Source organism: Muricoccus roseus (genome assembly GCF_900141905.1).
In the GTDB taxonomy this organism is placed as follows: Bacteria; Pseudomonadota; Alphaproteobacteria; order Acetobacterales; family Acetobacteraceae; genus Roseomonas; species Roseomonas rosea.
Genome location: NZ_FQZF01000005.1, coordinates 139792 through 158758, shown reverse-complemented (window position 1 = coordinate 158758; position 18967 = coordinate 139792). Strand labels below are relative to the sequence as shown.

The following is an 18967-nucleotide window of genomic DNA, read 5'->3' as shown; positions in this document are numbered from 1 at the left end:
GGCCCTTGGAACCCCATCGGACTGCCGTGGATACCCTGATCGAAGGGGTCTCTGCCCCTGATCCCGCCCTTTCAGTCGCCTCGGGTCATGGACCCGAGGCGCACCGTCCGTTGAGTGATTCCAACTCGAAGACAAAGATGATGGGTCGAAGGCACTGCCTTCGACGGGTCCGGGGAGAGGAAGAATTCCTTCTTCCTCTCCCCGGGACAGCCCAACCGGTCAGACCGAATAGGGCGAAGGATCATCCAGCCCCGCCGGCGCCACCACGCTCCGGTCGGGCAGGATCAGCGCCGCGCCGTTCTCCGAAACCTTGTTCACCCGCTTCTCCACCGGCCAGCAGGCCAGCCATTCCGGCGGGCAGGGGCGCAGCAGATCCTGCAGATCCTCCGGCCCCGCCTCCTCCTCACCCAGCCAGGCCGCCCAGGTCTGGCGCGGCAGGATCACGGGCATGCGGTGATGCAGCGGCGCCTGCTTCGGGTTCGCTTCCGTGGTGATGATGGAATAGGTCCGCAGCCAGTTCCCCTCCGGGTCTTTCCACCCCTCCCACAGCCCCGCGAAGCCCATCGGCTCCCCGCTCGCCAGCGCCACGGCAAAGGGCTGCTTCGGATCGCGCGGCTTCGCCTCCTTCGGCGAGAGCCATTCATAGAACCCATCCGCCGGCACGATGCAGCGCCGCCGCGCGAAGGCGTCGCGGAAGGAGGGCTTCTCCGCCACCCCATCCGCCCGCGCATTGATCAGCCGCGCCCCGTCCTTCGCATCCTTGGCCCAATGCGGCACCAGCCCCCAGCGCAGCAGGCCGAGCTGCCGCGCGCCGCTCTCCGGGTTCCGCCGCAGCACCACGCCGTCCTGCGTCGGCGCCATGTTCCAGCTCGGCGCGAAGTTCGGCATCGGGCTCGCCTCCGGCACCTCGAAGTAGCGCCCGAGGGAGGTCGCATCACGCTGAAGGAAGTACCGCCCACACATGTGCCGCCGATCCCTGCCGTTCCACGCCGTGATGTTGCAACGCGTATCAGCCGGCAACCTCTTCGCCGCGTCTCCGTTTTTATCCCAGGTTAAACAAGAGGAGATTGCCAGATGGCCATCGACAAGGATCGCGTTGAAGGCTCCCTGAAGCAGGCGGGCGGCGCCATCAAGGAAAACCTCGGCGCCGCGGTCGGCGACAAGAAGATGGAAGCCGAGGGCGCGGCCAAGCGCGCCGAGGGCAAGGTCCAGAACGCCGCCGGCGGCGCCAAGGATGCCCTGCGGGACGCCACCAACACCCGCTGAGCCCCACCGGCTCGACGAAACGGGAAGGGCCGCCTCCGGGCGGCCCTTTTTCGTCGTGCGCTAGAAGGGCAGGATCGCGTCCAGCACCTGCTGCCCATAGCGCGGCTGCTGCACGTCGCTCACCGTGCCCCGCCCGCCATAGGCAATCCGCGCCTCCGCCAGCCGGTCATGCTGCACCGTGTTGTCGCTCGCGATATCCTGCGGCCGGATGATGCCCGCGATGGTCAGGTCGCGCATCTCATGGTTCACCCGCACCTGCTGCCGCCCGCCGACCACGAGGTTCCCGTTCGGCAGCACCTGCGTCACCGTCGCCGCGATCCGCATCGTCACCGCCTCGTTCCGCTGAACCCGCCCCGAGCCCGTGGAGGAATGGGCCGAACTCGCCTCCACCAGCTTCGTCGGGTCGATGCTGTTCGGCAGGAACCGCGCATAGGACGCATCCAGCCCCAGCAGGCGGGGGATGCCCATATTCTCCGAATTCTCGCGGCTCCGCTCCGTGCTGTTCGAGAGGTTGGCCGTGTCCTTGATCGAGACGAGGATGGTGATCAGGTCCCCCACGCTCGCCGCCCGCTGGTCCCGCAGGAAGGTCCGGCTGCCCGGCCGCCACAGGCTGTTGGCCACGAGGCTGCGCGAATCCTGCGGCGCCGGCATCGGCATGGAAACAGGCCGGTAGTCCGGGCCGCGCGTCGGATCCGTGATCGGCGCCATCTCCGGCGCCCGCCCGATCCGCGCCAACCGCTCGGCCGAACCGCACCCCGCCAGCCCCATCGCGAGCGGCAGCACCAGCAACGCCATACGCATGGACATCCTCCTCACCGGCTCACCGGCGCGCTGCCGAAGGTCACCCGCACGCGCCCCGGCCCGATCGCCTCGCCCTCCACGATGGAGCGCGAGGCCAGGTTCATCACCGGCACCACCTCACCCCGTGCCGCCGAAGCCATCGCGCGCCCCTGCGCCGTCATGCTCAGCCCGGGCGCCTCCATCACCAGCGTCACGCTCGCATTCTTCTCGATCACCGCGGGCAGGGAGAGATCACCCATCGCGAATCCCATCCCCTCCGCCACGGGCCGCCGCAGCGCCTTGCCGACCACCTGCCCCGGGTCGCTCGCCAGCCCCGCCCGCACCCGCTCCGCGCGCTGGCGCACCAGCCGCAGGTCGCCCGGCCCCACCACCGCGCCGAGCGGAAGGCGCCGCGTGGCCACCACCACCGCCGCGGTGGCCACCGCCCGCCCCGCAATCCGCATCCGCAGCGTCGGCATCCCTTCCGCCACCACCACCAGCGTGGCGGAAAAGCGGTTCGTCGCCGCCTCGAAGGAGGGCTGCTCCAACGCCAGCTGCGTGAAGGAAGCCAGCGGTACCATCGGCGCCTGGAAGCCCGGCAGCTCCAGCTCCGCCTCCGGGTCCAGCCCCATCCGCCCAAGCTCGCCCCGCAGCAGGTCCAGCACCTCGTCCCGCGGCACCGCGCGCCCGGGCCGCTCCACCACCACCGTGTCCGCCGCCGTCAGCGGCCGCCACGCCACCCCATGGGCGCGCGCGATGGCCAGAAGCTGGGCGGGCTCCACCACCACGCGCCGTCCTGGCGCGGGTGCGGGCCCTACGACGCGGCCGGCATTTTGCCCCGCCGCGTCGAAGAGGTCGGAAAGGCGGATCACCGCATCCTCCACCACCGCATGCGGGCGCAGCACCGCCAAGTCCGCGCGCGCCGGCATCGCCAGAAGCAGGAGGAGGAGAAAGCCCAGCCGCCGCATCGCGCTCACCGCAGCCTTGCGATGGTGCTGAGCATCTCGTCGCTCGCCGTGATCACCTTGCTGTTCATCTCATAGGCGCGCTGCGCGGTGATCAGGCTCGTGATCTCCTGCACCACGTTCACGTTGGAGGTCTCGATGAAGCCCTGCATCACATTGCCATAGCCCGGCGAACCCGGCGTGCCCTGCTGCGCGGCGCCGGAGGAGGCGGAGGCCATCAGCAGGTTGTCGCCCACCGCCTCCAGCCCGCCCTCATTGGCGAAGATCGCCAGCTGGAACTGCCCCACATTCTGCGCGGCCGTCTGGCCGGCGAGCTTCACCAGCACCTCGCCATTGCCGTTGATGGTCACATCCGTCGCATTCGCGGGAATGGTGATCCCCGGCAGCACCGGATACCCCTCCGCCGTCACGATCACCCCTTCGGGCGAAAGCCCCAGCGTGCCGTCCCGCGTGTAGGCCGTCTCGCCCGAAGGCAGCGTCACCTGCAGGAAGCCATTGCCCCGGATGGCGATGTCGAAGCGGTTCTCCGTCTGCTGCAGGCTGCCCTGTTCATGGATGCGGTACACCCCCGCCGTCCGAACACCGAGCCCCACCTGCGCGCCGGAGGGCAGGGTGGTCCCGGTATCCGAGGACTGCGAGCCCACCCGCCTCATGTTCTGGTACATCAGGTCCTGGAATTCCGCGCGCCGGCGCTTGAACCCCGTCGTGCTCATATTCGCGATGTTGTTGGAGATGACCTCGACATTCGTCTGCTGGGCCATCATGCCCGTGCCGGCGGTCCACAGGGAACGCATGCGTCTATCCTTCCTGCCGGTGGGCGTGTCGCGTCGCACTCATCAGCTGCGCTTCCGCAGGATCCGCTCGACCGCGCCGGAGAGCCGCTCGCCCTCCTTCTCCGCGAATTGCGCCATGAACTGGAACTCCCGCGTCTCCGCGGTCAGCCGCGTGATCTCGAGAACGGGCCGCACGTTGCTCCCCTCCAGCGCGCCCTGCACCAGGGCGGGCCGCTCGATCACCTCCGGCGCCTGGCCCGCGCCCGCGGCCAGCAGCCGGTCCCCCTCCGCCTGCAGCCGCTGCGGCTCGGCGAAGCGCACCACCCGCAGCTTGCCGATCTCGCCGTTCTCGCTGCTCAGCGTCCCGTCGCCCTTGATCGTCAGCCGCGTATCCCCGGGCGCGACCCGCAGCGGATTCCCGCCCGTGTCCAGCAGCGCATTCCCCTCCATGTCCACGATCCCCCCGTCGGGCCCGAGTGAGAAGCGCCCGGCCCGCGTGTAGCGCTCGCCGCGCGGCGTCTGCACGCTGAACAGCCCCTCGCCGGAAATCGCGACATCCAGCGGATTGCCCGTCGTCTGCACCGGCCCCGCCGATTCGTCGCGCCAGGTCGCGCGGTCCATCGCGAAATGCAGCGACTCGCCGCCCCGCACGGGCTGCGCGCCGCGCTGGCGCTCCAGATGGTCGGCGAAAACCGGGCGCGAGGCCCGGAAGCCCGGCGTCTCCGCATTGGCCATGTTGTGCGCAAGCACGGCGGTCGCGCGGTTTTGCGCGACCAGTCGTGAAAGAGCGATGTAGCCGGGATTGTCCATCCGCTCCGTCCGCCTCTTGCCTTCGGTCCGCGAGGATGCGGCGCCGTGCTTGCGGAAGGGTTTCCGCAACCCCCGTGCCAGCCTTTCCCCGGCACCGCGCCGGCTCGCCCTGCCCGGAAGCGGCAGTTCTTGCCGGCTTCCTGATCATTCCCGCCCGGTTGCAACGCTTCGTTAAGCCGCCCCCGCCAGCATCAGCCCCATCGGAACGGCAGGAAGCACCCGATCCCCATGGCGCAAGCGGCGGCTGCAACGGCTGATGGAGCAGAGGAGTCCCCGAAGAAGGGGGGCAAGAAGAAGCTCGTCCTCATCGCCCTCGTGCTGCTGGTGCTCATCGGCGCCGGCGCGGGCCTCTGGTTCAGTGGCCTGCTCCCCTTCGGCAAATCCGCGGAGCCGCAAGAAGGCCACGCCGCCGCCCCCGCCGAGGGCCATGGCGCCGCCTCCGGCACCGTATCCAGCTCGGCGCCGCCCCAGCCCGCGCGCCCGCCCGTCTTCTTCGACATGCCGGAGATCCTGACGAACCTGAACGTCAGCGGCCGCCGCGCCACCTTCATCCGCCTGAAGGCAAAGCTCGAACTCTCCTCCGAGGCCGACACGGCCGCCGTCCAGGCCGCCATGCCGCGCCTGATGGACCTCTTCCAGACCTATCTGCGCGAGATGCGCCCGGAGGAGCTGCGCGGCAGCCAGGGCACCTACCGCCTGCGCGAGGAGCTGCGGAACCGCGCTTCCCTCGCGGCCAGCCCCGCGAAGGTGCAGGACGTCCTCTTCGTCGAGATGATCGTCCAGTGAGCACCGAGGAAGAGGACCTCGCCGCCGCCTGGGGCGCCTCGCTGGAGGGGGAGGGGGATGAGGAGGCGGCGCCCGGCGGCGCGGATTCCACCCGCGTCCTCAACCAGGCGGAAATCGACAGCCTCCTCGGCTTCGACGGCGAGGAAACCGCCGAGGCGAAATCCGCCATCGAGCAGATCATCAGCAGCGGCCTCGTCTCCTACGAGCGCCTGCCGATGCTCGAGATCGTGTTCGACCGCCTCGTGCGGCTGATGAGCACGACGCTCCGTAACTTCACCTCCGACAATGTGGAAGTCTCGATCGACGCCATCACCTCGCTGCGCTTCGGGGACTACCTCAACTCCATCCCGCTCCCCGCCATGCTCGCCGTCACCAAGGTGCATGAGTGGGACAATTACGGGCTGATGGTCGTCGATTCCGCGATGATCTACTCGGTCGTGGACGTCCTCCTCGGCGGCCGCCGCGGCACCGCCGCCATGCGGATCGAGGGCCGCCCCTACACCACCATCGAGCGCACGCTGGTCGAGCGCCTGATCGGCGTCGTCCTGCGCGACGTCTCCACCGCCTTCGAGCCCCTCTGCCCCGTGGAGTTCCAGTTCGAGCGGCTGGAGGTGAACCCCCGCTTCGCCGCCATCTCCCGCCTGTCCAACGCCTGCATCCTCGTGAAGCTCCGCGTCGAGATGGAGGATCGTGGCGGCCGCATGGACCTCCTCCTCCCCTACGCCACGCTGGAACCGGTGCGCGAGCTGCTCCTGCAGCAGTTCATGGGCGAGAAGTTCGGCCGCGACTCCATCTGGGAAAACCACTTGGCCGACGAGCTGCGCCACACGGAGGTCGCGCTCGACGTCGTGCTGGACGAGCAGCCCCTGCCGCTTTCCACCGTGGTCAACCTCAAGCCGGGCGACCGGATCACCCTCAATGTCGGCCCGGGCGCCCCGGTGCGCCTGCGCTGCGGCGAGGTTCCACTCTTCGAGGCCGTGCTGGGCCGGCGCGAGAACCGCCTCGCTGTGCGGATCGAGCGCGAGCTGAAGCGCCTCGGCCTGGAGGAGGAGGTGGCATGACCCTGCTGGAATGGACTCTCCAGGGCGCGCTCCTTCTCCTGCTCCTCGCCGCGCTGCCCTTCGCCATCCGGCTGGAGCGCGGGCTCGCCGCGCTCAGGAAGGACCGCGCGGCTCTGTCGGAAGGCGCCGCGGGCTTCGAGACCGCCACGCGCGACGCCCAGTCCGCCCTGGCCGGCCTGCGCATGGCGCTGGAGCAGCAGGCCCGGCAGACCGGGGCCGCCGAGGCGCTGCGCGACGACCTGCGCTTCCTCGTCGAACGCGCCGAGGGGCTGGCCGACCGGCTGGAGGCGCTGGTCCGCCAGGGCCGCGCCGCCGCCCCCGCCTCCGGCCTTCCCGCCCCGGGCCTTCAATCCATGGGCCTGCCCGCGGAGGCCGCGGCCCCGCGAAGCCAGGCTGAACGCGACCTGCTGCGCGCATTGAGGATGGCCCGGTGAAGCTCCCCGCCCTGCGCGCATCCATTCGGGCGCCCGCGCGCCTCCCGCGCCCGCGCCTCCTGCCGATGATCCTCTTCGCCTGCGCCGCCCTGGCACTCGTGAAGGCCCAGGTGCTGCTGCGCGCCATTCCGGGGGAGGGGGGGCTCGTTGGCAGCGCCGCCGCCTCAGCCCCGCCCGCCGATCCATCTCCGGCCCCTTCTCGCGCGGCCGCCCCTGCTCCTCCCGCCCCCGCGCCCCCGCCGCCCGATCCGGTCGACCAGGCCGAGCGCGCCCTGCTCAGCCGCCTGCGGGAGCGCCGCACCGAGATCGAGGCGCGCGAAACCGCGCTCGCGGCGCGCGAGGCCGTGCTCGCCGCCGCCGAGCGCCGCCTCTCCGCGCGGCTCGAGGAAATGGCCGCCCTGCAATCCCGGCTGGAGGCGCTGGAGCGCGGCCGGGGCGAGCGCGAGGAGGCCGGCTGGCGTGGCCTGGTCAAGACCTACGAAGCGATGCGCCCGCGCGATGCGGCCACCGTTTTCGACGATTTGGAAATGCCTGTGCTCGTACAGATCGTGAATCGGATGCGGGAGGCGAAGGCCGCCCCGGTGATCGGGGCCATGCGCCCCGACCGGGCCCGCAGCCTGACGGCGGAGCTGGCCCGGCTTCGTGCCGCTGCGAACCGGGCGACCGAAAATCGGACGGATTGAAAGGAGAATCACCGCGATGGACAAGAACACCCACGTGCTGATCGTCGATGACTACAAGACGATGCTGCGGATCATCCGGAACCTGCTGAAGCAGCTGGACTTCAACAATGTGGAGGAGGCGACCGACGGCCAGGAGGCGCTCTCCAAGCTCCGCACCGGCAATTTCGGCCTCGTTATCTCCGACTGGAACATGGAGCCGATGACGGGCCTCGACCTGCTGAAGGAGGTGCGGGCCGATGCGAAGCTGAAATCCACGCCCTTCATCATGATCACCGCCGAAAGCAAGACCGAGAACGTGGTGGCCGCCCGCGCCGCCGGCGTTTCGAACTACATCGTCAAGCCCTTCAACGCCGAGACGCTGCGCGAGAAGATCGAGAAGGTGATGGCCCATGCCTAAGGTCGACCGCGCGGAGCGCGCCTTGCAGGTCATGTCGGGCCTGGGCAAGACCGAAGCCACCCTCCTGCAGGAGCTGGAGGCCCTGGGCCGCATGGTCGCCGCCGCAAAGGAGGAGATCGCGGCGATGCGCGTGGAGAACGTGGACGCCACGCATCTCCCTGCCGCCACCGACGAGTTGGACGAGGTGGTCAAGAGCACCGCCGACGCCGCCAACGAGATCCTGGACGTCTGCGAGACGCTGGAAAACCTCCAGCCGAAGCTGGCCCCGGACGATGCGGAGACGGTCGGCGTCTGCGTCACCCGCATCTACGAGGCCTGCGCCTTCCAGGACATCACGGGCCAGCGCATCGGCAAGGTGGTGAACGCGCTGAAGCAGATCGAGCAGCGCGTGCGCGAAACCACCGGCCGCTACGCCCCCTCCGCCGTGCTCCCGGCCCGCGCCGCGCCGCTGCGCACGGAAGGCGAGCGGCTCGCCAACGGCCCGCAGCTCGCCGCCGCCGCCTCCTCCCAGGCGGAGATCGACGCCCTGCTGGCGAGCTTCGACTGATGCGCGGCGCGGCGATCCTCGCGATCTGCGGCTCCGTCCTCCTCGGCCAGCCGGCCCTGGCGGAACGGGCCGCGGTCAGGCTGGGCGACCATCCCGGCCATGGCCGGATCGTGCTGGACCTCGCCGCGCCCGACATCCCCTACTGGGTGGAGGAGGGCGGCGACGGCGTCCTGCTCCGCCTCGGCGCCGGGGTCGAGCCCGAACTCCCCGGCACCCGCCGCCTGCCCCGCAACCTCCTCACCCTCGAACGCGCGCCCGAAGGCCTGCGCCTCACCACCCGCCCGGGCGCCCGGCTGCGCCACTACCGCCTCGGCAACCGCCTGGTGCTCGACATCCTCGACGCCGCGCCCGCCGCCCCCAGCGCCACCGCCACCGCGTCCGCCACCACCCCAGCGCCCGCATCCGCCACCCCGGCGGCACCCGCCGCGCAGCGGGCCGCGGAGGCCAGGCTGCCCACGCCGCCTCGCCCCCCCGCCACGCCGCCGCGCAACAGCCGCGCAGCCGAAGCCGCTCCAGCTCCCGCCCAGGCCGCGGCCGCAGCGCCGCCCGCCGCAGCGGCGCCGCCGGCCCCGGCAACGCCACCGCCCGCATCCGCAGCGCGGCTCAACACTGCCCCGGCCGCGCCCGAACCCGCCACCGCCGGCCTGCCGCTCCGCACCGTGCCGGGGGAGGGGGCGCGCGCCCTGCTGCTGCCCGTGCCCGCGGAAACCGGCCTCGCCATCCTGCGCCGCGGCGACACGCTGCTCCTCGTGCTCGACCAGCCCCATGCGCTCGACACGGCCCCGCTGCGCGGCGATCCCGTCTTCGGCGGCCTCCGCGCGGAAACCCTGCCGGAAGCCACCATCCTCCGCCTGCCCCTCGCCGCGCCCGCGGGCCTCCAGGCCCGCCGGCAAGGCCCCAACTGGCTCGTCACCCCCGGCCCCGGTCCCGGCCGGGAACGCTCCATCCTCGCCGAGCCGGAGGAGGGCAGGGTGGTCCTGCGCGCCGCCGCCCCCGGCCGCCCGGTCCCCATCGCCGATCCCGAGACCGGCCTTCCCATTCTCGTCGGCACCGTGCGCGAGGCGGGCCAGGCCATGCCCACCGCCCGCAGCCTCGCCCAGCTCGACCTCCTGCCCACCCAGCTCGGCGTCGCCGCACTGGCGCGCGCCGACACCGCCGCGCTCCGCCGCGTCGGCGACCGCTTCGTGCTCTCCGGCCTCGCCGCCGGCACCGCCAGCCCGGATCCCGGCGCCGAGGCCGCCGCCATGTCGCGGCTGATGGAGCTGCCCAATCTCGAACCCGGCCCGGCGCAGGAGCGCCTGCGCGCCCAGCAGTCCAGCATCGCCGCCGCCCCGCCGCTCGCCCGCATGCCCCTCCGCCGCGCCGCCGCCGAGGGCATGCTCGCCCTCGGCCTCGCCCAGGAGGCCCAGGCCATGATCCGCCTGGCCTTCCAGGAGGATCCCCGCGCCTCCACCGACCCGCGCAGCCTCCTCCTCCACGCCGCCGCTGCCCTCATGGCCGGCCGCCTCCCGGATGCGCAGGGCCTCGCCACCGCCAGCCTCCCCGGCAATGACGAGGTGACGCTCTGGCGCGCCGCCCTCGCCGCCACGGCGGGCGACGCCGCCGCCGCCTCGCCCGGCTTTGCCAGCACCCTGCCGCTCCTGCTCGGCTACCCGGAATCCCTGCGCACCCGCCTCCTGCCCCTCGCCGCCGAGGCCATGGTCGAGGCCGGCGAAACCTCCGCCGCCCGCCGCCTGCTGCAGGCCGCCGGAGACCGTCCCGAGCTAACCCTCGCCCGTGCCCGCCTCGCCGAAGCCGAGGAGCAGACCGACACGGCCCTCTCCCTCTACGCCACCGTCATCAACGGGCGGGACCGGCTGGCCCGCGCCCGCGCCCTCCGCCGCACCGCCGAGCTGCGCCTGAAGGCCGGCACGCTGGACGCCGCCGGCGCCGCCGCCGCCCTCGAAGCCGCCCTCTTCGCCTGGCGCGGCGATTCGGAGGAACTCGGCACGCGCCTCCGCATCGCCGCCCTGCGCGGCACCGCCGGCGACGCGCGCGGGGCGCTGGATCTCCTCAAGGAAACCGCCGAAACCTATCCCGACCGCCAGGAGCAGATCCGCCCGGCCCAGGAAGCCGCCCTCCTTCAGGCGCTGACGCAGGAACCGCCGACCGTCGCCGTCGCGCTCTACGAAGCCCAGCCCACCCTCCTGCCGCGGGACGAGCGCGGCGCCGAAGCCCTGGCCGCGCTCGCCGAACGCCTCGCCGCCATGGACCTGCCCGATCGCGGTGCCGCCCTCGCGCAACAGGCGCTCGACCGCGTCCCGGCCGCCCGGCGCCCCGCCTTCGCCACCCGCCTCGCCAGCCTCCGCCTCGCGGCCGGCGACGCGAAGGGCGCGCTGGAAACCCTGGACGGCACTCCCGCCACCTCAGAGGAGACGCTGCCGCGCGGGCTGCTGGCCGCGCGCGCGAAATCCGCCCTCGGCGCCCCGGCGGAAGCGCTCGCCATCCTGCGCGGCCTCGGCACCCCCGCCCTGCCGGCCCTCGCCGCCCTCCTGGCCGAGCGCCAGGACTGGGCCGGCGCCTCCGACGCCCTGCTCGCCCTCGCCGCCGCCCAGCCGGAGGATCCCGCAAGCCCGCAGGAGGTGCTCCGCGCCGCCGCCTTCGCCGCGCTGGGCGGCGATGCCGCCCGCCTCTCCGCCCTCCGCGCCGCTTGGCTCGAAAAGCTCGGCACCGGCCCGATCGCCGAGGCCGTCGCCCTCCTGACCGCCGATCCGGTGCGCGGCCTTTCGGACCTCCCGAGGCTCCAGCGCGAACTGAACCTTTTCCGGGGATTCCCGAACAAGCTGGATGCCTTCCGGACGGCGGCCGTAAGTTCAAGATGAGCCACGCGTCAGGCGCGGGGGGGAGCCGCGTTTTTTTCGGCCTGGGGGGACCAAATTCACTTGCGATGGGGGGCCGCGTGCCTCATATGCCGCCTCCGTTGACCTGATCGGACTTTCCGATCGCGATAGGTCGTCACCGGTCGAGGATGGGGGGCCCGAATTGGACGCTCTTGTTGCTCAGCTGGGGATGGTTTCGGATCAAAGCCCGAGCGAAGCCCAGTTCACTGAAGAGGCGAAGGACTACTTCGTCGAGAAGAACGGCGTGCGCTTCGCCGGGACTCACCTGATCATCGATCTGTGGGGGGCGACGAATCTCGACGACCCCGCGCATATCGACGAGGTTCTGCGCGAGGCCGCGATCGAGACGGGCGCGACGATCCTGCACGGGCACTTCCACCACTTCCAGCCGAATGGCGGAGTGAGCGGCGTGCTGGTGCTGGCCGAGAGCCATGTCTCCATCCACACCTGGCCGGAGAAGAACTACGCCGCGCTCGACATCTTCGTCTGCGGCATCTGCGATCCGTATCTGGCGATCCCCGTGCTGAAGCGCGGCTTTCTGCCGGAGCGCGTGCAGCTGGCGGAACACCGCCGCGGCATGCAGGCCTGACACCAAGGCGTCACGCACGAGACCAGGGGGCGGGCCCAGGGGTCCGCCCCCTTCTTCTGTTCGGAGCTTCGAGATGACCACGGATTCCTGGGTCAACGAGACCCTCTACCCGGCCTGGGGCCAGCGCTTCCGCGTCGTGCGGGAACTCGCCCGGGTGAAGTCCGACTTCCAGGACATCATGGTCTTCGAATCCGAGACCCATGGCCGCGTCATGCTGCTCGACGGCGTCGTGCAGATTACCGAGATGGACGAGTTCGTCTATCAGGAGATGCTGACCCATGTGCCCCTGCTGGCCCATGGCGAGGCTAAGCGCGTCCTGATCATCGGCGCCGGCGACGGCGGCGTGCTCCGCCGCGTGCTCGAGCACAGGAATGTCGAGAAGGCCGTCATGGTCGAGATCGACGGCGAGGTGATCCGCCTCGCCAAGGAATTCATGCCCGGCATCGCCGGTGACGCCTGGAACGACCCCCGCGCCGAGGTGCTGGTGGCCGACGGGATCGACTATGTCCGCCGCGCCGAAGCCGGCAGCTTCGACGTGGTGATCGTGGACAGCACCGACCCGATCGGCGTCGGCGAGGTTCTCTTCACCGACGAGTTCTACGCCAACGCGGCGCGCCTGCTCTCCGATCGCGGCCTGATCGTGAACCAGTGCGGCGTTCCCGCCATGCAAGCGGAGGAACTCGCCGAAACCTCGCTCCGCCGCGGGAAAGTGTTCCCGGACATCTGGGCTTATGTCGCCGCCGTCCCCACCTATGTCGGTGGCTACATGACGCTCGGTTGGGCGGCCAAGGACGCCACCATGCGTGCCGTGCCCGTCGAGGAGATCCGCGCTCGCGCCGAGCGTGCCGGCATCCTCGGCAAGACCGGCTACTGGACCCCGGAGATCCATCTGGGTGCCTTCCAGCTGCCGCCCTACATCGCGAAGCACCTGCCCCGGAAATAGGGCAGGGCGGCTACGGCCGCCGCGTCTCACCGGTTCCCCGTTTGGCCGTCGCCCGCCATGCATCATGGCGCGCGGTGATGGATTGGGAACGCGGCAGCGCGGCGGCCGTCTTCTGCTTCGGCCGCCGCGTCTCACCGGCTCCCCGTTTGGCCGTCGCCCGCCATGCATCATGGCGCGCGGTGATGGATCGGGAGCGCGGCAGCGCGGCGGCCGGCTTCCTCTTCGGCCGCCATGCTCCACCGGCCCCCCGGTTTGGCCGTCGCCCGCCATGCATCATGGCGTGCGGTGACGGATTGGGGGCGCGGGGGCATGGCGGCCGATTTGCCCCGGCGCCTCAGTTCCCGGCGAAGCCCTGCACCAGGCTGGCCGAAACCAGCCGCCAGCCATCCACCATCACGAAGAAGATGATCTTGAAGGGCAGCGCCACCACGCTCGGCGGCAGCATCATCATGCCCAGGGACATCAGCAGCGAAGCCGCCACCAGGTCGATGACCAGGAAGGGCAGGAACATCAGGAAGCCGATCTCGAAGCCGCGCTTCAGCTCGCTCACCATGAAGGCCGGCACAAGCGCCCGCCAGGGCGTCTGATCCGGGCTGGCCGGCGCCGGCAGCTGCGCCAGGTCGAGGAACAGCGCGAGATCCGAATCCCGCGCATTCACCGCCATGAACTTGCGGAACGGCTCCGCCGCCCGGGCCAGCCCCTCCAGCTCCGCCACTTGCCCCGCCAGCATGGGCTGCAGGCCCTGCACCCAGCTCGCCTCTATCACCGGCTGCATGACGAAGAAGGTGAGGAACAGCGCCAGCCCGATCAGCACCGGGTTCGGCGGAATTCCCTGCGCCCCGATCGCGCTGCGCAACAGCGACAGCACGATGACGATCCGCGCGAAGGCCGTCGCCATCACCAGCAGGGAAGGGGCGAGGGAGAGCAGGCCGATCAGCGCCGTCAGCTGCACCAGCCGCGCCGTGCTGCCCGTGCCCGAACCGCCGAGGTCGAGCGAGACGGATTGCGCCAGCGCCACGCCCGGAAGCAGAAGCAGCAGGCCGGCGACGGTCAGAGCCAGCCGATGAAGCTGTCCTGCGCCCCGCCCGTCACGATCAGCGCCTCGCGCCCATCCACGCGCAGGATCACGGCGCGGCGCCGCGAATCGATCGGCGTCACCTCCACCAGCCGGATCCGCCGCGCACCCGCCGTCGCCAGCCCGCCGCGCCGCGCCAGCCGCGCCAGCAGCCAGAGCAGCCCCAGCGCCAGCGCCAGCGCGCCCGCCGCGCTCACCCATTGCTCCACCCCGCCGGCCATCCGCCATGCCCCCCATCAACTGCGCCCCTATGCCGCGGCGGCGGAAAGGCGCGCATGCAGCCCCTCCACCTGGGCCAGCAGCTCGCAAAGGGCAGGGCGCGTCGCGCGCCCCTGTTCCGGCGGAAGCAGGGTGGCGGCCGCGCAGATGGCGGCGACCTCCTGGTCCAGCCCCTGAAGGTCGAGGCGTCGTCCCGCCAGAAGCAGGGCCTCGGCGACGCTCAGCACGCCGTGCAGTTCATCGACGGCGGCGAGCACGGCATTTTGCGGCGTGCAGGTCATGCGGCAGAGTTTGCCGCCCGCTCCCTTCCACTCCCTTAACGCCCCCGCCGCCCCACCCCTGCCACTCCCGCCCGCCCGATCAAGGAACGGTTAGCAAAACCGGCGGAAGATGCCGGGCATGGATCGCACGAGCCCCGCCGCCAACCCGATCGCCCTCGCCGAATCCCGCCTGCGCTGGCTGGACCGCCGGCAGGAGGTGCTGGCCCGCAACATCTCCCATGCGGACACGCCGGGCTACCGCGCGCGGGACCTCGCCCCCTTCGCCCAGCACCTCCAGCGCGCCTCCTCCCCGGCCGGCCTCCTGCGCACGGATCCCGCGCATCTCGTCAGCACGCGCGGCGCGCCCGGCTCCCGCCCCGCCCCGGCGGAGGAGGTCTCGCCCGACGGCAACGGCGTCTCGCTCGACGAACAGGCCATCAAGGTGGCCGATACCGATTCGGCCCATGCGGTCGCCATGGGCCTCCACCGGCGCTGGGTCGGCATGTACCGCACCGCGCTCGGCCGCAACGGATAACGGGAGGGTCGCATGGATCTCGACAGGGCGCTCCGCATCTCGGCCGCCGGCATGGCCGCGCAATCCACGCGGCTCCGCGTGGTCGCCGAAAACCTCGCCAACCGCGACAGCACGGGCGAAGCGCCGGGCGCCGATCCCTATCGCCGCCGCACCGTCACCTTCGCCGAGAAGCTGGACCGCGCGAGCGGCACGCGCGGCGTCGCCGTCTCCCGCGTCGGCGAGGCGCCAGGCGAGTTCCCGCGCCGCTACGACCCCGCCCATCCCGCCGCCGATGCCCAGGGCTATGTGAAGACCCCGAACATCGACAGCCTCATCGAGGTGATGGACATGCGCGAGGCCCAGCGCTCCTACAGCGCCAACCTCTCCGTCCTCGAAACCACGCGCGGCATGCTCACCCGCACCATCGAGGCCCTCCGCTGATGCCCGCCCCCATCGGCGCCGCCGGCGCCGCCGCCGCCTATCGCAGCGCCACCTCTCCCACCCCGGCGGCCGGCAACGCCGCGGAGGGCTTCGGCGGCGCCCTCAAGCGCGCCATCGAGGGCGCGGTGGAATCCGGCCGCCAGGCCGATGCCGCCAGCACCGGCGCCATGCTCGGTCAGGTCAGCGTGACCGACACGGTCCTCGCCGTCAGCCGCGCGGAACTGGCCCTGCAAACCGCCGTCGCGGTGCGCGACCGCGTCGTCTCCGCCTATCAGGACGTCATGCGGATGCCGATCTGAGGCGGGCCAGGCCATGGAATCCGACCTCATCGCGCAATCCCTGCGCGACTCCCTCTGGATCTGCCTGCAGATGGGCGGGCCGCTGCTCGTCGCGCTGCTCGTCGTGGGCCTCGCCGTCTCGGTGGTGCAGGCCCTGACCCAGATCCAGGAGGCCTCGCTCGCCTTCCTCCCCAAGCTCGCCGTCGCCGGCGGCGGCCTGCTTCTCCTCGGCCCCTTCATGACCGGCGTGCTGCGCGACTGGACCGTCACCCTCTTCGATCGGATGGTCCTGCTCGGCGGCCTGCCGTGAACGAGGCGGCGCTGCTCGAGGCGCTCCCCTCCCTGGCCTTCGGCGCGGTGCTGCTCCTCGCCCGCCTCGGCGCCGCCGCCATGATCCTGCCCGGGCTGGGGGAGGGGGACGTACCCGCCTCCATCCGCCTCGCGCTCGCCCTCGCCCTCGTCCCCGTCCTCCTGCCGCTCCTCGCCCCCGACCTCCCCTCCGCGCCTGATTCCCCCGGCGAGGCCCTGCGCCTCGTCAGCCTCGAACTCGCCGTCGGCCTCTGGATCGGCGGCCTCGCCCGCCTCCTCGCCATGGCGCTCTCCGTGGCGCTGCAGGCCGGCGCCTCGCTGCTCGGCCTCGCCGCCATCCTCGTGCCCGACGCGCAGCTGGGCGGCGGCGCCTCGGCCCTCGGCCGCCTCGGCACCCTCGCCACCGCCGTCCTCGTGCTCTCCACCGGCCTGCACGCCCTGCCGCTCCGCGCCCTGGCCGAATCCTACGCGCTGATGCCCCCCGGCACGCCCTGGCCGGCCGGCGCGGCCGCGGCCGAGATCGCCCAGGCCGGCGCCGACATGCTCGCCCTCGCCCTCCGCCTCGCCGGCCCCTTCGTGCTGGCGGCCGTCATCATCAACCTCGCCATGGCCCTCATCGCCCGCGTCGCGCCCTCCGTGCAGGTCTTCTTCGTCGCCGCCCCGGGCCAGATCCTCGCGGGCCTCGCCCTGCTCGCGCTCATCGCCCCCTCCATGCTCGCCGGCTTCCACCAGGCCCTCCAGGCCGGCTGGGCCACGCTGCCCGGCCTGCGCTGAACCATGGCCGAGGAGGGCGGCGACGAGGCCGAGGACCGCCAGGAAGCCCCAAGCGCCCGGCGCCTCGAAAAGGCGCGCGAGGACGGCCAGGTCGCCCATTCGCGCGAGCTCTCCGGCTTCGCCGCCCTCCTCCTCGCCGTTCTCGCGGCCGGAATCGCGCTCCCCTCCCTCGGGCGGGACCTGCTCCGCGCCCTGCGCGGCATCCTCGAACGCGGGCACGAACTCTCCCCCGACCAGGCGGCCGAGGTGCTGCTGCCCTCCGCCCTCGTCCTGCTGCCCGTCCTCGCCGCCGCCGCCCTCGGCGCCGTGGCCACCACCCTTCTCCAGACCCGCGGCCTCGTCTCCGCCAAGGGCCTCGCCCCCCAGCTCTCCCGCCTCTCGCCCCTGGCCGGCCTCAAGCGCCTCCTCGGCTCCGAAGGCCTCATCGAACTGCTGAAGACCCTCCTCAAGGTCGCCCTCGTCGGCGCCGCCATCTGGCATGCGGCCGGCACGCCCGAACTGCTGGAAGCGGTGATGCACCAGCCCGCCGCCGCCCTCCTCGCCACCATCGCCGAACAGGGCCTGCGCCTCGTCGCCGCCACCCTGGCCGCCTTCGCCCTGCTCGCGGGCGCCGACCTCTTCCTCGTCCATTTCCGCCACCTCCGCCGCCTGCGGATGAGCCGCCAGGACATGAAGGAGGAAGCGAAGGACGCCGAAGGCGACCCGCATGTGAAGGCCAAGCAGAAGGCCATCCGCCAGCGCCAGGCCCGCCAGCGCATGATGGCCGCCGTGCCGAAGGCGGCCGTCATCATCACCAACCCCACCCACTACGCCGTCGCCCTGGGCTATGAGGAAGGCACCTCCGCCGCCCCGAAGATCCTCGCCAAGGGCGCCGACGAAGTGGCCGCCCGCATCCGCGAGAAGGCGAAGGAGGCCGGCGTCCCCCTCGTCTCCAACCCGCCCCTGGCCCGCGCCCTCTTCAAGCTCGACCTCGACACCGAAATCCCCGCCGAGCACTACCAGGCCGTCGCCGAGATCATCGCCTTCATCTGGCGCGCCCGGTCGCGCCCGCCGGCGTGATGCGCCGCCCCGATCTTCCCGCTAGGCTGCACGGCATGGCGGAGAGCATCCGATCCTTCCTGGGCTTCCCCCGCAACAGCGGGGCGGAGGCGGACACCGCCTTCCTCGCCCTGTTCGATTCCCTCCCGCAGGGCGCCGCCCTCCTCGATTCCGCCGATTCCGTCCTCCGCGCCAACACCCCCCTGCGCGACATGATCGGCCCCGCCCTGCCGCTCCGCCCCGGCACCCCCGCCATCCTCCTCTTCGACCCCCCGGCGCGCGACGCCGTCCGAACCTGGCTCCACGAAGGCGGCGCCGAACCCCTCGAAGCCGCCCTCGGCGCCCCCGAAGGCCAAACCCCCACCCTCACCCTCCTCCGCCTCGCCCCGCTCCCCGAAGGCCGCCGCATCCTCCTCGCCGAGGACCTCTCCGAACGCAGCCGCCGCCGCGAGGAAGCCGAGGCCGGCGAACGCCTCCGCGCCATCGGCCAGCTCGCCGGCGGCATCGCCCACGACGTCAACAACCTCCTCGCCATCATCCTCGGCGCCATGGACGGGGCCGTCCTCGCCGTCCCCCGCATCCGCGACGAACTCCGCCCCGCCCAGGACGCCGCCGCCCGCGGCGCCGCCCTCGTCCGCCGCCTCCTCGCCTTCGCCCGCCGCCAGCAACTCGAACCCCGCATCCTCGACCTCGACGAAGCCGTCCAGGCCGCCACCCCCATGCTCCGCAGCCTCCTCGGCCCCCGCATCACCCTCGAAATCCACCCCGGCGCCCTCGGCCGCCGCATCCGCGTGGACCCCGTCCAGCTCGATCAGGTCCTCCTCAACCTCGCCACCAACGCCCGCGACGCCATGGGCGGGGAGGGGACCCTCACCATCGCCACCGACACCGCCATCTCCCTCCAGGAGGAACCGGGCTTCCCCGACCCCCTCCCGCCCGGCCGCTGGGCCGTCCTCGACATCACCGACACCGGCCCGGGCATCCCCCCGGACATCCTCCCCCACATCATCGAACCCTTCTTCACCACCCGCGCCACCCAGGGCGGCACCGGCCTCGGCCTCGCCACCATCCACGGCATCGTCCGCCAGTCCGGCGGCGCCATGCGCATCGAAAGCCGCCCCGGCCTCACCCGCTTCCGCATCCACC

At 72.2% G+C, this 18967-nt stretch carries 25 protein-coding genes; 17 read left to right on the top strand and 8 right to left on the bottom strand.

Translation table 11 applies throughout. The features are described from left to right. Positions 1-219: 219 nt before the first annotated feature. Complete coding sequence (locus BUB97_RS05775; RefSeq protein WP_073132533.1) at positions 220-963, bottom strand: SOS response-associated peptidase; 744 nt, start codon at positions 961-963, stop codon at positions 220-222. 111 nt (positions 964-1074) lie between these two features. On the opposite strand from BUB97_RS05775, the gene BUB97_RS05770 reads away from it, so the two are divergent. Further along, positions 1075-1266, top strand: a complete 192-nt coding sequence (locus BUB97_RS05770; protein WP_338141771.1) for a CsbD family protein — start codon at positions 1075-1077, stop codon at positions 1264-1266. 60 nt (positions 1267-1326) lie between these two features. Here the strand turns inward: BUB97_RS05770 and flgH are convergent, their stop codons facing one another. The 4 genes from flgH to BUB97_RS05750 are packed head-to-tail and all read right to left on the bottom strand — an operon-like array spanning position 1327 to position 4594. Continuing rightward, positions 1327-2067, bottom strand: coding sequence for a flagellar basal body L-ring protein FlgH (gene flgH, locus BUB97_RS05765; protein ID WP_073132531.1), 741 nt, complete (start codon positions 2065-2067; stop codon positions 1327-1329). A gap of 11 nt (positions 2068-2078) precedes the next feature. After that, entirely contained in the window at positions 2079-3014 is a 936-nt protein-coding gene (flgA, locus tag BUB97_RS05760) for a flagellar basal body P-ring formation chaperone FlgA (protein WP_073132529.1), read from the bottom strand. 5 nt (positions 3015-3019) lie between these two features. Continuing rightward, complete coding sequence (flgG, locus tag BUB97_RS05755) at positions 3020-3805, bottom strand: flagellar basal-body rod protein FlgG (RefSeq protein ID WP_073132527.1); 786 nt, start codon at positions 3803-3805, stop codon at positions 3020-3022. Positions 3806-3847: 42 nt separating this feature from the next. Further along, positions 3848-4594, bottom strand: a complete 747-nt coding sequence (locus BUB97_RS05750; RefSeq protein ID WP_073132525.1) for a flagellar hook-basal body complex protein — start codon at positions 4592-4594, stop codon at positions 3848-3850. Positions 4595-4822: 228 nt separating this feature from the next. Here BUB97_RS05750 and BUB97_RS05745 point away from each other — a divergent pair, with 228 nt between their 5' ends. The 9 genes from BUB97_RS05745 to speE all read left to right on the top strand — a co-directional run bounded on the left by BUB97_RS05745 (position 4823) and on the right by speE (position 12913). Beyond that, positions 4823-5380, top strand: coding sequence for a flagellar basal body-associated FliL family protein (locus tag BUB97_RS05745; protein WP_073132523.1), 558 nt, complete (start codon positions 4823-4825; stop codon positions 5378-5380). Then, positions 5377-6441 carry a flagellar motor switch protein FliM gene (gene fliM, locus BUB97_RS05740; protein WP_073132521.1) on the top strand — a complete coding sequence of 355 codons (1065 nt, stop codon included), beginning with the start codon at positions 5377-5379 and terminating at the stop codon, positions 6439-6441. The genes BUB97_RS05745 and fliM overlap by 4 nt, the downstream gene beginning before the upstream one ends. Next, positions 6438-6875, top strand: coding sequence for a DUF6468 domain-containing protein (locus BUB97_RS05735; RefSeq protein ID WP_073132519.1), 438 nt, complete (start codon positions 6438-6440; stop codon positions 6873-6875). Before fliM ends, BUB97_RS05735 begins: the two co-directional genes overlap by 4 nt. Further along, complete coding sequence (locus BUB97_RS05730) at positions 6872-7558, top strand: MotE family protein (RefSeq protein WP_073132517.1); 687 nt, start codon at positions 6872-6874, stop codon at positions 7556-7558. Before BUB97_RS05735 ends, BUB97_RS05730 begins: the two co-directional genes overlap by 4 nt. 16 nt (positions 7559-7574) lie before the next feature. Continuing rightward, positions 7575-7955, top strand: coding sequence for a response regulator (locus BUB97_RS05725; protein WP_073132513.1), 381 nt, complete (start codon positions 7575-7577; stop codon positions 7953-7955). Then, positions 7948-8502 carry a protein phosphatase CheZ gene (locus tag BUB97_RS05720; RefSeq protein ID WP_073132510.1) on the top strand — a complete coding sequence of 185 codons (555 nt, stop codon included), beginning with the start codon at positions 7948-7950 and terminating at the stop codon, positions 8500-8502. The genes BUB97_RS05725 and BUB97_RS05720 overlap by 8 nt, the downstream gene beginning before the upstream one ends. Then, positions 8502-11363: a hypothetical protein gene (locus tag BUB97_RS05715; RefSeq protein ID WP_073132508.1), complete on the top strand. Its 2862-nt coding sequence runs from the start codon at positions 8502-8504 to the stop codon at positions 11361-11363. Before BUB97_RS05720 ends, BUB97_RS05715 begins: the two co-directional genes overlap by 1 nt. Before the next feature lie 187 nt (positions 11364-11550). Further along, a complete protein-coding gene (gene speD, locus BUB97_RS05710) occupies positions 11551-11970 on the top strand; it encodes an adenosylmethionine decarboxylase (RefSeq protein WP_086061930.1) in 420 nt (139 codons plus the stop codon). Between the two features lie 73 nt (positions 11971-12043). Continuing rightward, complete coding sequence (gene speE / locus BUB97_RS05705) at positions 12044-12913, top strand: polyamine aminopropyltransferase (protein WP_073132504.1); 870 nt, start codon at positions 12044-12046, stop codon at positions 12911-12913. A gap of 334 nt (positions 12914-13247) precedes the next feature. Here speE and fliP read toward each other — a convergent pair whose 3' ends face one another. Genes fliP through BUB97_RS05690 form a run of 3 tightly spaced genes read right to left on the bottom strand, consistent with a single transcriptional unit; the run spans position 13248 to position 14488 of the window. Continuing rightward, a complete protein-coding gene (gene fliP, locus BUB97_RS05700) occupies positions 13248-13931 on the bottom strand; it encodes a flagellar type III secretion system pore protein FliP (RefSeq protein WP_408906125.1) in 684 nt (227 codons plus the stop codon). A 32-nt stretch (positions 13932-13963) separates the two neighbouring features. After that, the gene (locus BUB97_RS25440; RefSeq protein ID WP_245818206.1) at positions 13964-14185 is read right to left on the bottom strand and encodes a flagellar biosynthetic protein FliO; all 222 of its coding nucleotides are present in this window, start codon (positions 14183-14185) and stop codon (positions 13964-13966) included. Between the two features lie 51 nt (positions 14186-14236). Next, on the bottom strand, positions 14237-14488 hold the full coding sequence (locus BUB97_RS05690; protein ID WP_073132502.1) for a hypothetical protein: 252 nt from the start codon (positions 14486-14488) through the stop codon (positions 14237-14239). Positions 14489-14606: 118 nt separating this feature from the next. Here BUB97_RS05690 and BUB97_RS05685 point away from each other — a divergent pair, with 118 nt between their 5' ends. The 7 genes from BUB97_RS05685 to BUB97_RS05655 all read left to right on the top strand — a co-directional run. Beyond that, positions 14607-15002 carry a flagellar basal body rod protein FlgB gene (locus tag BUB97_RS05685; protein ID WP_073132653.1) on the top strand — a complete coding sequence of 132 codons (396 nt, stop codon included), beginning with the start codon at positions 14607-14609 and terminating at the stop codon, positions 15000-15002. A gap of 12 nt (positions 15003-15014) precedes the next feature. After that, entirely contained in the window at positions 15015-15422 is a 408-nt protein-coding gene (flgC, locus tag BUB97_RS05680) for a flagellar basal body rod protein FlgC (protein ID WP_073132500.1), read from the top strand. Further along, a complete protein-coding gene (gene fliE / locus BUB97_RS05675) occupies positions 15422-15721 on the top strand; it encodes a flagellar hook-basal body complex protein FliE (RefSeq protein WP_073132498.1) in 300 nt (99 codons plus the stop codon). Before flgC ends, fliE begins: the two co-directional genes overlap by 1 nt. 13 nt (positions 15722-15734) lie before the next feature. Continuing rightward, complete coding sequence (locus BUB97_RS05670; RefSeq protein ID WP_073132496.1) at positions 15735-16010, top strand: flagellar biosynthetic protein FliQ; 276 nt, start codon at positions 15735-15737, stop codon at positions 16008-16010. Beyond that, positions 16007-16783 carry a flagellar biosynthetic protein FliR gene (locus tag BUB97_RS05665; protein WP_073132494.1) on the top strand — a complete coding sequence of 259 codons (777 nt, stop codon included), beginning with the start codon at positions 16007-16009 and terminating at the stop codon, positions 16781-16783. The genes BUB97_RS05670 and BUB97_RS05665 overlap by 4 nt, the downstream gene beginning before the upstream one ends. A 3-nt stretch (positions 16784-16786) precedes the next feature. Next, entirely contained in the window at positions 16787-17842 is a 1056-nt protein-coding gene (locus tag BUB97_RS05660) for an EscU/YscU/HrcU family type III secretion system export apparatus switch protein (RefSeq protein ID WP_073132492.1), read from the top strand. Positions 17843-17877: 35 nt separating this feature from the next. Beyond that, a partial coding sequence (locus BUB97_RS05655; protein WP_245818201.1) for a two-component system sensor histidine kinase NtrB occupies positions 17878-18967 on the top strand: 1090 nt, incomplete at its 3' end.

Excerpts from the sequence above, each read along its gene's own strand:
- BUB97_RS05775 (WP_073132533.1), bottom strand. The coding sequence starts at position 963 with ATGTGTGGGCGGTACTTCCTTCAGCGTGATGCGACCTCCCTCGGGCGC.
- BUB97_RS05770 (WP_338141771.1), top strand. The coding sequence starts at position 1,075 with ATGGCCATCGACAAGGATCGCGTTGAAGGCTCCCTGAAGCAGGCGGGC.
- flgH (WP_073132531.1), bottom strand. The coding sequence starts at position 2,067 with ATGCGTATGGCGTTGCTGGTGCTGCCGCTCGCGATGGGGCTGGCGGGG.
- flgA (WP_073132529.1), bottom strand. The coding sequence starts at position 3,014 with ATGCGGCGGCTGGGCTTTCTCCTCCTCCTGCTTCTGGCGATGCCGGCG.
- flgG (WP_073132527.1), bottom strand. The coding sequence starts at position 3,805 with ATGCGTTCCCTGTGGACCGCCGGCACGGGCATGATGGCCCAGCAGACG.
- BUB97_RS05750 (WP_073132525.1), bottom strand. The coding sequence starts at position 4,594 with ATGGACAATCCCGGCTACATCGCTCTTTCACGACTGGTCGCGCAAAAC.
- BUB97_RS05745 (WP_073132523.1), top strand. The coding sequence starts at position 4,823 with ATGGCGCAAGCGGCGGCTGCAACGGCTGATGGAGCAGAGGAGTCCCCG.
- BUB97_RS05735 (WP_073132519.1), top strand. The coding sequence starts at position 6,438 with ATGACCCTGCTGGAATGGACTCTCCAGGGCGCGCTCCTTCTCCTGCTC.
- BUB97_RS05725 (WP_073132513.1), top strand. The coding sequence starts at position 7,575 with ATGGACAAGAACACCCACGTGCTGATCGTCGATGACTACAAGACGATG.
- BUB97_RS05720 (WP_073132510.1), top strand. The coding sequence starts at position 7,948 with ATGCCTAAGGTCGACCGCGCGGAGCGCGCCTTGCAGGTCATGTCGGGC.
- BUB97_RS05715 (WP_073132508.1), top strand. The coding sequence starts at position 8,502 with ATGCGCGGCGCGGCGATCCTCGCGATCTGCGGCTCCGTCCTCCTCGGC.
- speD (WP_086061930.1), top strand. The coding sequence starts at position 11,551 with ATGGTTTCGGATCAAAGCCCGAGCGAAGCCCAGTTCACTGAAGAGGCG.
- speE (WP_073132504.1), top strand. The coding sequence starts at position 12,044 with ATGACCACGGATTCCTGGGTCAACGAGACCCTCTACCCGGCCTGGGGC.
- BUB97_RS05690 (WP_073132502.1), bottom strand. The coding sequence starts at position 14,488 with ATGACCTGCACGCCGCAAAATGCCGTGCTCGCCGCCGTCGATGAACTG.
- BUB97_RS05685 (WP_073132653.1), top strand. The coding sequence starts at position 14,607 with ATGGATCGCACGAGCCCCGCCGCCAACCCGATCGCCCTCGCCGAATCC.
- flgC (WP_073132500.1), top strand. The coding sequence starts at position 15,015 with ATGGATCTCGACAGGGCGCTCCGCATCTCGGCCGCCGGCATGGCCGCG.
- fliE (WP_073132498.1), top strand. The coding sequence starts at position 15,422 with ATGCCCGCCCCCATCGGCGCCGCCGGCGCCGCCGCCGCCTATCGCAGC.
- BUB97_RS05670 (WP_073132496.1), top strand. The coding sequence starts at position 15,735 with ATGGAATCCGACCTCATCGCGCAATCCCTGCGCGACTCCCTCTGGATC.
- BUB97_RS05660 (WP_073132492.1), top strand. The coding sequence starts at position 16,787 with ATGGCCGAGGAGGGCGGCGACGAGGCCGAGGACCGCCAGGAAGCCCCA.